The organism is Corynebacterium sp. c24Ua_83, assembly GCF_039907245.1.
Lineage (GTDB): Bacteria > Actinomycetota > Actinomycetes > Mycobacteriales > Mycobacteriaceae > Corynebacterium.
In genome coordinates this window covers 24,580-36,650 of record NZ_JASBOI010000001.1, presented here as the reverse complement: position 1 = coordinate 36,650, position 12,071 = coordinate 24,580, and the positions used below count along the sequence as shown (strand labels likewise).

Sequence of the window (12,071 nt, the reverse complement as noted above, 5' to 3'; positions counted from 1 at the left end):
GGGGTGCTTAAGCTGTCTCGAATATCCGGCTGACGATCACCGCGTCTGGGTTCGGGTGCCCGTAGGCAAACATCGTGCCCTGTCCTTTCCGTAATGAATGCATCGCTTCCATCCCTTTCAACGTCCGGTAGGCGGAAACTCGGTTTTTGAACGCTCCTTTCGGCCCCAGGATTCTTTTCAGTCGGCCATGATCTCCCTCGATAACGTTGTTCAGGTATTTCACCTGCCGGTGCTCCACCGTCTGAGGGCAGATTCCCTCCGCCTTCAGATCAGATATTGCCTTGGCCAGAGCTGGTACCTTGTCGGTGTTGATGACCCGCGGGGACCCGGCTGTCGTATTCGATCGCAGCGTCTTGGCCAGGAAACGCTTGGCCGCCGCGACATTGCGCTTCGGAGAGAGATAAAAGTCCAGGGTCTGCCCACCGGCGGTAATAGCCCGGTAGAGATAGCACCACGTGCCGCCGACCCGGATATAGGTCTCATCCACCCGCCAGGACCGGGCCTGCCAGTCGGGTACCTGCCGGTACCAGCGAGTCTGCTTATCCAGCTCAGGGGCGTATGTCTGGACCCAGCGGTAGATGGTGCTGTGATCGACCGGCACGCCCCGCTCGGTCATCATTTCTTCGAGATCGCGGTAGCTCACCCCGTAGCGGCAGTACCACCGCACCGCCCACAGGATGATGTCACGGGGGAAATGCCGACCGGAGAAGATGCCCATGGCTCTGATTATTTCACGCCGGTCTTTCTACTGCCTCAACTTTGCAACAGCACCCGTTGCTCTACTCACTCCAAGACGGCGAGCAACATCTGCCTTAGGCACTCCCATGTCCACCATTTCGCGCGCTTGCTCGATGCTGGCCTCGTTCATTGCCGGCGCCCTTCCCTTGTATGCGCCCCGCTTTTTCGCCCGCTCGATCCCCTCGGCCTGGCGCTCCCGCATGATCGCCCGCTCGAACTGCGCAACACTGCCCAGGACACCGAGCATCAACGCGGCCACCGGGTCACTTTGGGACGAGTAGGTCTGCGACTCCCGGAGGAACCGCACTGACACTCCCCGGTGAACAAGATCATCGACGATGGTGTGCAGGTCGGGGAACGACCGCGCCAGCCGATCCATGCTCGTGACGATCAGCTGATCCCCCTTACGCAGGTAGCGCAGCATCTCCTCCAGCTGCGGCCTCTCACGAGACGCGCCACTGATCTCTTCCTTGTAAATCTCGGTCGCCCCAGCCTTCTGGAGCCGGGCTACCTGACGGTCCAGATTCTGATCCGGTGTGCTGACACGGGCATACCCCACCAACTGCCCCGTGACGACGTGCTGGTGTTCATTTAGATCAAGCGGTAGCGACAGATCTGTCTCTTTGACCATAAACCAACCCTAGAGCAACAGATTTTCCTGTAACTCGAAAGTGTCTCATTTGGCATACTCTATAGATGCTAAATGTGATGGCCGGTGACCAAGGGGATTGACAACTTGTGAAGAAACCAAATGATTCCTTCTTCGGGAAATTGATGCAGGGACTTTTTGCATTCTTTGTTCTGCACTTGCTTCAAAAAGTCTTTCCAGAAAATGAAAGGGTTGAAGAATCAGAATGTGAGAACCGTGAAGGGGGCGAAGAAAAGAAACTGCCTTGCCTAAGGGGGGGTGTGGAGCAGACTGAGCGGCAGGATCAACCGTTAGTAATTGAAGCGGAAAAGGCGGAAAGCTGTACTATGCCCGCCGGATCTAGCCGAGAAGGTAGGAAAAGGGGGAAACGCGGAATTCTGGATAGGATTCGTGGTCTTTCTCCAGAAGCCCGGTACAGGGTGGGAAATACTGGATTAATCCTAATTCAAGCATGGATGTTCTTTGTCGCAAACTTCCTAGCTAACTTCTCTGACTGGTGGGGAGATCGCTCTCCACAAGAAGCAATGGGGTGGTCTGCACCTTTCGCTCTCCTATTCATCATTTGGTTGATCATGTACTACATCCCTGTCTGGGATAAAGAAAAGGAACCCCCGAGGCTGGTTTTAGGACTATTTATCACCGCATGTGTAGCGGCGCTCCCAGCTGGAGTTGAAGCATTCCCCAAGTTTCATCAAGCGGATTCCTCATGGTGGAAGGCTATAAAATTGGCAATCGGTACCGGCTGTCAAGGTTTCGCGGGATATATTGCATGGAAAGCGGCAGACCTTATACCCACACCATCCGCTGGGAACAGTAAGGAATTAGAGTGACCGACATTGTTCATGAAGCCCAGGACACGCATCTGTGCGCCTATTTATCAAAGCCCACGGCGAAGATGGAGATTACGAGTACGCGCTAGACGCCGCCAACAATGCAGCTAAACACCTGCAAGTAAAACTGGCGCAACTGCCTGCTACTTCCCCACTGGCTCGCGACGCCGGAATGCTAGCTAAGTTCGTACGCGCGGCACAGAGAAATCTGTCTCAACAGCGACCCGCAGATAACCCGGACACACTTCTCAAATTAGCCACCAGCCTCAAAGAGAAGCTGGAATGCTCGCAATATACGGTTCCCTGCCGTTAGGCAGTTAGATAAAACCTCACGTGAAGAAAATCGGCATGCTCTGTGCTATCCATTTTCACCCCTGCTTCCTACCGGTGTTGGAAACAGTAAGGTAAGCGCCGCGCAGCGTGAAAAACATCCCGACAATCAATGAACCAGCCGCCACTACGAAACTCAAGGTAGTTGAGTTACTAAACACCACGGCGATAACCGCAGGGCCCATAATTTGCCCCAAGCTGTACCACGTCGTCAGGGAAGCCGCCGCAACTGGGCTCCCCGCGTTGAGACCCGCTTCAATAGTCAGCATCGTTACCCCCATGAAGGTAGCTCCGAACAAAAACGCCGACACAAACAAAAGACCGGGCCCAGAGCTGAAGACTGCCACGACAGCACCAGTAACCTGCAGGAAATAGCATCCAGCAAGCGCTTTGAAGGTTCCCACTCGGTTTGCCGCATACGACCAAAACAACGGGGATGGAGCGGTGGCGCATCCAGCTACCAGCCACGTCGAGGCAGCGGCTGTTTGCCCGAAAACCGGCTGCGCTAGAACCACCAGATATGTACCGATGATGATGTAGCCTGCGCCTTGGAAGAGATATCCAGCAGGGTGCTGTTGCAAAGTTGGGCCAGGGTCGAAAAGCCCAACCTCAAGACATTAGTTGTCCTTGCTCCGGGGTGCTTAAGCTGTCTCGAATATCCGGCTGACGATCACCGCGTCTGGGTTCGGGTGCCCGTAGGCAAACATCGTGCCCTGTCCTTTCCGTAATGAATGCATCGCTTCCATCCCTTTCAACGTCCGGTAGGCGGAAACTCGGTTTTTGAACGCTCCTTTCGGCCCCAGGATTCTTTTCAGTCGGCCATGATCTCCCTCGATAACGTTGTTCAGGTATTTCACCTGCCGGTGCTCCACCGTCTGAGGGCAGATTCCCTCCGCCTTCAGATCAGATATTGCCTTGGCCAGAGCTGGTACCTTGTCGGTGTTGATGACCCGCGGGGACCCGGCTGTCGTATTCGATCGCAGCGTCTTGGCCAGGAAACGCTTGGCCGCCGCGACATTGCGCTTCGGAGAGAGATAAAAGTCCAGGGTCTGCCCACCGGCGGTAATAGCCCGGTAGAGATAGCACCACGTGCCGCCGACCCGGATATAGGTCTCATCCACCCGCCAGGACCGGGCCTGCCAGTCGGGTACCTGCCGGTACCAGCGAGTCTGCTTATCCAGCTCAGGGGCGTATGTCTGGACCCAGCGGTAGATGGTGCTGTGATCGACCGGCACGCCCCGCTCGGTCATCATTTCTTCGAGATCGCGGTAGCTCACCCCGTAGCGGCAGTACCACCGCACCGCCCACAGGATGATGTCACGGGGGAAATGCCGACCGGAGAAGATGCCCATGGCTCTGATTATTTCACGCCGGTCTTTCTACTGCCTCAACTTTGCAACAGCACCTATCAAACGGCTAGGCCGTTGCTCCGTTGTGAGCCTCGCGGCGCTGGCACTCCGGGTCCGTTCCGTCCCAGCACTCGACGTTCTTTAGCTCCGGCAGGCTGTCGCGGTGGAAGATCGGATCCTTGCCTGCGGCCTTCTGCTGGGAGAAGTCCCGCAGCAGCTTGATGGCCACCCCGCCCAGCGGGACGATAGCGCAGAGGTTGATGAAAACCATCGTGGCGGCGAAGGTATCGGCCAGGGACCAGACCAGCGGGACAGTGCCGATAGCGCCGCCGAACACACAGAGCACGACGAGCACGCGGAAGACGTTCAGCTTGGCCTTGGACTTGGTGAAGTACTCCACGTTCGCCTGTGCAAGGTAGTAGTTACCCAGCACGGAGGAGAACGCCAGGAAGAACAGGATGATCGTGATGAAGTGAGTACCCCACTCGCCCACCTGTGCGGACAGCGCGTGCTGGGTCAGGTTGGCCGTCTGCACGCCCTCGCCATAGGCCGGGTTGGACAGCAGGATGATGAAGGCGGTGATGGAACAAACCACCAGGGTGTCAAAATATACGCCCAGGGTCTGCACCAGGCCCTGCTTGACCGGGTGGGACACGGCAGCGGTGGCGGCTGCGTTCGGGGCGGAACCCTGGCCGGCCTCGTTGGAGAACAGACCACGACGCATACCGTTCATGAACGCTGCACCCAGGGTGGCGCCGGCAATCTCCTTGATGCCCAGAGCGTGCTCCACGATAGTGCCGAACATAGCTGGCACCTCGCTGATGTTGATGGCCAGCACAATAACGCCCAACAGGATGTAGGCGGTAGCCATGAGCGGGACGATCACCTGGGTGGCATTAGCGATGCGCTTCACGCCGCCGAAGATCACCAGTGCGGTCAGCGCAGCCACCAGCAGGCCCGTAGCGATCTTTAGCCAGCTCGCATCGGGCGCGATGTTGGGGTTCAGGGAGTGCAGAGACGAGCCTGCGGCCTCCGCGATGGAGTTGGTCTGCACAGCGTTGTACACAAAGCCATAGGTGATGGTGATGGCGATGCCGAAGATCAACGCCAGCGGCTTAGCCCCCAGTCCCTTGGTCATGTAGTAGGCCGGGCCACCGACGTAACCATCCTTGTCTCGGGATTTCCACAGCTGCGCCAGTGTGGCCTCCACGAAGGCCGTCGCACCGCCGACGAGGGCGACGATCCACATCCAGAACACCGCGCCCGGGCCGCCCAGGGTGATGGCGATAGCCACGCCCACGACGTTGCCCGTGCCCACGCGCGACGCTGCCGAGATGCTGAATGCCTGGAATGCGGAAATGTTCTCTCCGCTCTTGCCGACCGCCGGTTCCTTCACCGAGCGGAACATGTCCGGCACCATGCGGATCTGCACCACCAGGGTGCGAATGCCGAAGTAGGCGCCAGCTGCGAGCAGGAAGACGGGGATGATCTTCCAAATGTTTTCGTTCAGCGTATTCGCCACGAAATTTTCAATTGTTTCCATGCGCAGAAATTTACCCGAAACCAATGCCAGAAAATAAATGCGACATGATTGCACTCCTAGTCCATCGGTGCAGCTCAGTAAGCTTTAAGCTTTCGCCGTCACTTCTGGCACGTCGCGCAGTAGTGCGTCGATCGCCCGCCGACGACCACTCGCTTGATCGGCACCCCGCACTTCTTACACGGTTCGCCACCGCGCCCGTACACGTTCAGCGAGCGCGAAAAGTACCCCGACGCACCGTTAACGTTCACATACAGCGAATCGAAGCTGGTTCCACCCTGCTCCAAGGCGCGCTCCATCACTTCCGCCGCCGACTGCAACACCCGGTGCAGGGTGGGCCTACTCAGCAGAGCCGCGCTGCGCCGCGGACGCACTCCGGCCAGAAACAGCGCCTCGTCGGCGTAGATGTTGCCGATACCGGAGACGACCTCCTGGTTCAGCAGCACCGTCTTCACCGCCGCGCGCTTGGACTTCATCCGCTCCACCGCCGCCTGCGCATCAAAGGCGGCCTCTAGCGGATCGGCGGCGATGTGGCTGACGTTCTGGGGTAAAAAATTTCTTGGTGACGCCACCCCGACCCCCACTGCCCAAGGATCCGGCACGGCCTTTTCCAGCCGCCACTCGCCGAAGGTTCGCTGGTCCACGAAGCACAGCTCCCGCCCATCGGATAGCCCCGCCCGGATGCGCACATGCGGGGATTGCACCTGGCCGGGCTCGGCAACGAGCATCTGGCCACTCATCCCCAGGTGCACTTGCAGTAGGAAATCCTCGCCGAAATCCAACCACAAAAATTTTCCGCGGCGTTTAACGGCGGAGACGGTGGCGTCACGAAGAGAAGAAACAAGCACCTCCGGTTCCCCGGAGCGCACGGCGCGCGGGTGACAGATCTGAACATCGGTGAAGCGACGCCCGACCAGGTGTTCTTCCAGGCCGCGGCGGACGACCTCAACCTCGGGAAGCTCAGGCACGCTCGTTAAGCTTCTGCACGGCCTGTTTGGCGGCGGCGTGCTCGGCGACCTTCTTGGTGTGCCCCTCGCCGTCGGTCACCAGGTCTTCGATGGTGACGGTGGCATAGAAGGTCTTGTCGTGCTCCGGGCCTTCGCCACGCACCTCGTAGGTGGGCAAGGGCAGCTTCATGTCGGAGAGCTTCTCCAGAAGCACGGTCTTCCAGTCCATCGTCAGGCCGGTGGTGGGAGCCTCGGTGATCTTCTCGGCGAACAGGCGCAGCACCGTGGCACGGGCGACCTCGAAGCCGTGGTGCAGATAGATCGCGCCGAGCATGGACTCCACCGAGTCCGCCAGGATGGAGTGCTTGTCCTTGCCGCCAGTCAGCATCTCACCGCGGCCGAGCAGGATGTAGTCGCCCATGCCGAGGTGACGAGCGACATCCGCCAGTGCGTACATGTTCACCACACCGGAACGCATCTTGGAGATGTCCGATTCCGCGCGCTCCGGGAACTGGCGGTACAGCTGCTCCGCGACGGCCAGGCCCAGCACAGCGTCGCCCAGAAACTCCAGGCGCTCGTTGTTCGGCAAATGGCCGTTTTCGTTGGCAAAGGAGCGGTGGGTCAGCGCCAGTCGCAGCAGGTCGTCGGGCAGGTCCACACCCCACGCCTCCAGCAGCGGTGCGTGGTCGGACTTGCCATAGGCGGCGTTGAGCGCGGCCTCGCCGGTCAGTCGGCGTTTACGAGCCATTGGGTTTCGGGATGCCTTTCTTTTTTAGAGGTTCTTGAACTTCTCCAGGCCGGCCCAGCGCGGGTCCGGGCGATCCTCTTCCTCGATTTCCTCGCTGATGCCGTCCGGCGCCGGGGTGTCCTCGCGGCATTCGGCGCCGAAATCCGCACACACGGGGCTGAACGGCGCGTTCAGGCCGGCCTCGTCGATGACAAGCTGGGTGATGTCGATGGCGTTGTCCTGCACCAGCAGCGGCTCTTCCTCGTCCTCAGCATCGTCGCCCTCGGCGCTGTCATCGGTGATGAAGTCCGGGGTCAGGCCAAAGACGTCGCTGATGGAGTACTCCAGGGTGGTGGAAAGCTCCTGCAGGCAGCGGGAGCAGGTTCCCTTGGCCTCGCCGCTGACCTGCAGGTTCGCCATGATTGCCTCGCCCAAGTTCGCCAGGGTTCCATGAACTTCGACGGGTGCTCCCTCTGCCACGCCCAGCATGTTGCCGCCCCACGGTACGGGGGACGCCCCCTGGGCGTCGACCGGCTCGCTGAGTCCAGTAGGGATGTCGCCGACTGCAAGAACGAAGGGGTTACTCATACCCTTCTTTCTACCCGTCTATCGCTGCTGACGGTAACCGTGGGGGTCGGAATCGTTCTGGTATCCGGCAGTGCCGTTCTGGTATCCGGAGGCACCGGCACCCTTGCGCAGGGCGGAGCGGTCGCGGTTCACGGTACGCAGCGTGGTGGTGAGGGTGTCCTCGAACTCGGCCAGGGTGGAATCGACGTAGCGGTCGCACTCGGTGCGCAGGCGGTCGGAGTCCGCGTGGGCGGATTCAATAATGCGGTTGGCCTCAGCCTCGGCGTTGCGGACAACCTCGGAATCGGAAACCAGGCGGCGCTGCTCGGCCAGGCCTTCGTCGACGGAGCGCTGGTAGCTGGCGTTACCTTCGCTGACCAGGCGGTCGGCTTCGTCGGCGGCGCGGCTGGTGACCTGCTCGTACTCACGGCGGGCGTCGCTGACCAGGCGGTCGGCCTGATCCTCGGCCTGGGCGACGGTGTTAGTTGCACGATCCTGTGCATCCTGGAGGATCTGGTTGGCGCGTTCCTGCGCGTCCTGCACGATCGCGTCCGCCTCGGAGTTGGCGCTGGAGATGGTTGCGTCGGCCTGGTCCTGAGCGTCGGCGACGATGTCATCGCGGTGGTCGAGGACGTCCTGCGCGTCGTCCATCTCGATCGGGATCGCATTGCGCATCTCGTCGAGGATGTCTAGCACCTCGCGCCGCGGAACCATGCAGTTGGAGGTCATGGGCACGCCATAGGCCTGCTCCACCATTTGCTGAAGGTCATCCATACCCTGGAATGTCTTGTACATGGCCTCCACTGTGCCATCACTTGACCTCAACTACAGGTTTAGACACGCCTTGACGGGCGCTAGCCGCGGAACTTCTCCTCCACCGCCGCGACAACCGGCTCCGGCAGCAGCCCGGAGACGTCGCCGCCGTACTTCGCGACCTCCTTGCACAGGGTGGAAGACACGTAGCCGTACTCCGGGGAGGTCAGCAGGAAGTACGTCTCCGCGCCCGACAGGCGCTGGTTCATCTGCGCCATCGGCAGCTCGTACTCGTAGTCCAGGGAGCTGCGCAGCCCCTTGACCATCGCCTGAATATTGTTCTCGTTCAGGTAGTCCACCAGCAGCTTGTCCCACGTGTCGACCGTGATGTTCTTCGGCCCATTGGGGATGGCGGCGATGGACTTCTCGATCAGCTCGATGCGCTCTTCGGCGGTGAACAGGCCGTTCTTGTTCGGGTTATAGGTCACCAGAACCACGACCTCCTCCCAGTTGGCAGCGGCGCGGGTGAAGATATCCAAGTGACCCAGCGTGATGGGGTCGAAAGATCCGGGGCAAACTACTCGCATGGCACCTAACCTAACCCTCGCCTCGCCAAATCGCCATGTCGAAGCGGGCGATTCCGTAGGTGCGCTTCTTTAGCTTCTGCCCGGTGGGCTCAAAGCCCTCCGGCCACGCGGTTTCAGGTGAAGCACTATTGCGTTCGACCACCACGACGGCGTCACTTGTAAGAACAGGAATCAGCGCCTCCACCATTTCGGCGACAGCCTCGTCAGCGAGCTCATAAGGCGGGTCGGCTAGCACCATCGTGTAGTGGTTGCGCGGGGCTCCGGCCAGGAAGGATGACGCCTTCGCCTCCACCACCTGTACTTTCGCCTCGGGCACGACGCGCGCGTTGTCCTTGATCGTCTTCACCGCCGCGTCGCTGTTGTCCACCAGGGTGACCTCCTTGGCTCCGCGGCTCGCGGCCTCCAGCCCCAAGGCACCCGAGCCGGCGAAGAGGTCCAGCACGACCTCGTCGACGAAGCCGAAGCGGACTTGCAGAGAGGAGAACAGCCCCTCGCGGGCGCGGTCTGAGGTGGGGCGGGTGCCTTCGCTGGGCACCTTGATGCTGCGGCCGCGGGCGGTTCCGGAGATGATGCGTGTCATTGTGCTTAGCAGTCCTGCCTAGTCGTTACTCGTGGTTGTTACTCGCGGTGGTCTTATTGGGCCTCGACCCGCAGAATCACGTCCCCGCCGTGCACATCCTCATAGTCCTGCGAGTTCGTCCTGCGCACCACCCCGGGCCCCGGCGCGAGCACGGGCGCTTCCAGCTTCAGCGATTCCACCGTGCACAGCGCGTCGCCGGTGTCTACGGTCTCTCCGTCGGCGACGAGGAAGTGCACAACTCCCGCGAATGGGGCACAGATTTCCATGCCCCAGAGTTTAGCAACTGGGTCGGCGAGTTCTTCTCCCCTAGCTCTTCTCGATGTAGTCCTGGTCGTCGATCTCGATGTCCACCACCAGTGAGCGCGCCAGCTGCTCGTCGTAGGCCACCAGCGCTTCTGCGTAGTCGCGCGCCGATTCGATGATCTCGCCGTCGGTGCTGAGGTCTAGTAGTGACGCCCTTCGCGCCGACCGCCCCGACTGGTCCTGCCCCAGGATGTCTCCTTCGGTACGCATCTTCAGGTCTTCCTCCGCCAGGCGGAATCCGTCGTTGCTTTGCGCCACCACCTGCAGGCGGTGGAAGGAGGGGCTATCCGGCGCAGCGGTGGTGTGCAGTAGGCACAGAGAGTCCCGTCGCCCACGGCCGATACGGCCGCGCAGTTGGTGGAGTTGGGAGAAGCCGAAGTTCTCGGCCTCCAGGATCATCATCATGGAGGCGTTGGGGACGTCCACGCCGACCTCGATGACGGTCGTGGCGACCAGCACGTCGATCTTCCCGGCGGCGAAGTCCTGCATCACCTGGTCCTTGTCGGCTGGATCCATCTTGCCGTGCAGCATCGCCACGCGGCAGCCGGGCAGTTCCTCGGTGGCGATGCGCTCGCACCACTTCTCCACACCGGAGTAGCCCTCAATGCGGGGCGCAACTACGTAGGCCTGGCCGCCGGCCTTGATTTCCTCGCCCATGCGCTCCCAGGCGCGCCGCACCCAGCGGTGTTTATCGGCGGGCACCACCACAGTCTCGATGTCTCCGCGGCCACCGGGCTTTCCGACCAGCGTGATGGGGGTCAGGTCTCCGAACATCGTCATGCCCACGGAGCGCGGGATCGGGGTGGCTGTCATGACCATCATGTGCGGGGTGGCATCCACCGGCGCGGATTCCCGCAGCTTGTTGCGCTGTTGCACGCCGAAGCGGTGTTGCTCGTCGACGATCACCATGCCCAGGCGGTAGAACTCCACCGAGTCCTGGATCACCGCGTGCGTGCCCACCACAATGTCGGTTTGGCCGGAGACCAGATCCAGCAGCGTGCGCTGCTTGTCGGCCTGCTTCTGGCTACCGACCAGCACGGATACCCGCACGTCGGTGTTCTCCAGCATCTTCACCAGACTGCGGGCGTGCTGCACGGCCAGGATTTCCGTCGGCGCGATGAAAGCGCACTGATAGCCGGAGTCCACGGCCCAGAGCATGCTGATCAAGGCCACCATCGTCTTGCCGGAGCCGACCTCACCGTGCAGCAGCAGGTTCGCCGGGGTGGTTCCGCCCAGACGGGAGCCGATGTCCTCCAGCGCCATCTTCTGCCCCGCGCTGAGGTCAAAGGGCAGCCCCGCGATCAGCTTTTCCACGTTCTCACCCGGCGCGAGCGCCATGCCGGTGCGCTTGGTGGCGTCATTGCGCCGTAGAGCCATGACCAGCTGCAGCTCGAGCGCCTCGTTGAACTTCAGCCTGCGTCGGGCGGGTTCGGGGCCAGCTTCGCTCGGCTGGTGGATGTGTCTCAGCGCGTCGGCGAAGCTAATCAGCGGGCGGCCCTTTTCATCCGTGGGCCAGGCGGGCGCGCCGGGGTTGCGGCGCGGGAGTGGCAGGAACTCGCCGGGCTCGTCCATCACCCGCAGTACGTGGTCCATCACTCCCAGCATCTCCGCGGTGGAGGTACCGGGGCGGCGCTTGTAACCGGCCATCCACGGCTTGGCCAGTAGCTCCTGGGCGGCGGTCTCGGAGCCCATGACGTCCACGATTGTCTTCAGCGGCCCGAACATGCCGAACTCCGCGTCCAGGGCGGGCAGGATGGATACGTAGCTGGGGTTCTTCAGCTCCCATTGGCCGTTGAACTCGGAGAGCTTGCCGTGCAGCAGCATCATCGAGCCCCTCTTGATGCGCTTCCGGTGGTAGGCCACGTTCCCAAACAGCGCGGAGCGGAAGGTTCGCACGCCGTCGGTGAAGGTGAACGCCAAAAATTTTCTGGGGCCGCGCCCGGAGTGGTTGTCTTTCTCCCCCACGCTGAGGATCTCCCCGGCACAGGTGTACTTCTCCCCCACCCGCAGCTCGTCGAGCCCCTGCGGCGAGCCGAGCCGCGCGTAGGTGACGGGGAAGTTCAGCACCGCATCGGCGATGGTTTTGATGCCGGGCTTATCGGCCAGCCGCTTCGCGCGGTCGTTGGAGATCGCAACCGACAGCGGGCGCGAGTCCTGCCATCCCAGCATGG

Annotated in this window: 14 protein-coding genes; 1 reads left to right on the top strand and 13 read right to left on the bottom strand. The window is 61.3% G+C overall.

What is annotated here, in order from left to right:
- Positions 1-7: 7 nt before the first annotated feature.
- Positions 8-718: an IS6 family transposase gene (locus QKE30_RS00195; protein ID WP_347933793.1), complete on the bottom strand. Its 711-nt coding sequence runs from the start codon at positions 716-718 to the stop codon at positions 8-10.
- A 27-nt stretch (positions 719-745) separates the two neighbouring features.
- Positions 746-1,369, bottom strand: a complete 624-nt coding sequence (locus tag QKE30_RS00190; RefSeq protein ID WP_347933796.1) for a recombinase family protein — start codon at positions 1,367-1,369, stop codon at positions 746-748.
- Between the two features lie 107 nt (positions 1,370-1,476).
- Here QKE30_RS00190 and QKE30_RS00185 point away from each other — a divergent pair, with 107 nt between their 5' ends.
- Positions 1,477-2,217 carry a hypothetical protein gene (locus QKE30_RS00185; protein ID WP_347933795.1) on the top strand — a complete coding sequence of 247 codons (741 nt, stop codon included), beginning with the start codon at positions 1,477-1,479 and terminating at the stop codon, positions 2,215-2,217.
- Between the two features lie 368 nt (positions 2,218-2,585).
- Here QKE30_RS00185 and QKE30_RS00180 read toward each other — a convergent pair whose 3' ends face one another.
- The 11 genes from QKE30_RS00180 to QKE30_RS00130 all read right to left on the bottom strand — a co-directional run bounded on the left by QKE30_RS00180 (position 2,586) and on the right by QKE30_RS00130 (position 12,069).
- Entirely contained in the window at positions 2,586-3,128 is a 543-nt protein-coding gene (locus QKE30_RS00180) for a YbfB/YjiJ family MFS transporter (protein ID WP_347933794.1), read from the bottom strand.
- Positions 3,129-3,188: 60 nt separating this feature from the next.
- Positions 3,189-3,899, bottom strand: a complete 711-nt coding sequence (locus QKE30_RS00175; protein ID WP_347933793.1) for an IS6 family transposase — start codon at positions 3,897-3,899, stop codon at positions 3,189-3,191.
- A 64-nt stretch (positions 3,900-3,963) separates the two neighbouring features.
- Positions 3,964-5,439: an alanine/glycine:cation symporter family protein gene (locus QKE30_RS00170; protein WP_347933792.1), complete on the bottom strand. Its 1,476-nt coding sequence runs from the start codon at positions 5,437-5,439 to the stop codon at positions 3,964-3,966.
- Between the two features lie 98 nt (positions 5,440-5,537).
- Complete coding sequence (gene mutM, locus QKE30_RS00165) at positions 5,538-6,404, bottom strand: bifunctional DNA-formamidopyrimidine glycosylase/DNA-(apurinic or apyrimidinic site) lyase (RefSeq protein WP_347933791.1); 867 nt, start codon at positions 6,402-6,404, stop codon at positions 5,538-5,540.
- Positions 6,397-7,131: a ribonuclease III gene (gene rnc / locus QKE30_RS00160; protein ID WP_347933790.1), complete on the bottom strand. Its 735-nt coding sequence runs from the start codon at positions 7,129-7,131 to the stop codon at positions 6,397-6,399. Before rnc ends, mutM begins: the two co-directional genes overlap by 8 nt.
- Before the next feature lie 24 nt (positions 7,132-7,155).
- Complete coding sequence (locus QKE30_RS00155) at positions 7,156-7,698, bottom strand: DUF177 domain-containing protein (RefSeq protein ID WP_239199908.1); 543 nt, start codon at positions 7,696-7,698, stop codon at positions 7,156-7,158.
- Positions 7,699-7,716: 18 nt separating this feature from the next.
- Positions 7,717-8,472 (bottom strand): DivIVA domain-containing protein, encoded by a 756-nt coding sequence (locus QKE30_RS00150; RefSeq protein WP_239199911.1) that lies wholly within the window; start codon positions 8,470-8,472, stop codon positions 7,717-7,719.
- A gap of 59 nt (positions 8,473-8,531) precedes the next feature.
- Entirely contained in the window at positions 8,532-9,017 is a 486-nt protein-coding gene (gene coaD / locus QKE30_RS00145) for a pantetheine-phosphate adenylyltransferase (RefSeq protein WP_034986378.1), read from the bottom strand.
- Positions 9,018-9,027: 10 nt separating this feature from the next.
- Positions 9,028-9,597: an RsmD family RNA methyltransferase gene (locus QKE30_RS00140; protein WP_297666945.1), complete on the bottom strand. Its 570-nt coding sequence runs from the start codon at positions 9,595-9,597 to the stop codon at positions 9,028-9,030.
- A gap of 53 nt (positions 9,598-9,650) precedes the next feature.
- Complete coding sequence (locus QKE30_RS00135; RefSeq protein ID WP_034986380.1) at positions 9,651-9,863, bottom strand: acetyl-CoA carboxylase biotin carboxyl carrier protein subunit; 213 nt, start codon at positions 9,861-9,863, stop codon at positions 9,651-9,653.
- A 40-nt stretch (positions 9,864-9,903) separates the two neighbouring features.
- A complete protein-coding gene (locus tag QKE30_RS00130; RefSeq protein ID WP_347933789.1) occupies positions 9,904-12,069 on the bottom strand; it encodes an ATP-dependent DNA helicase RecG in 2,166 nt (721 codons plus the stop codon).
- Positions 12,070-12,071: the final 2 nt, after the last annotated feature.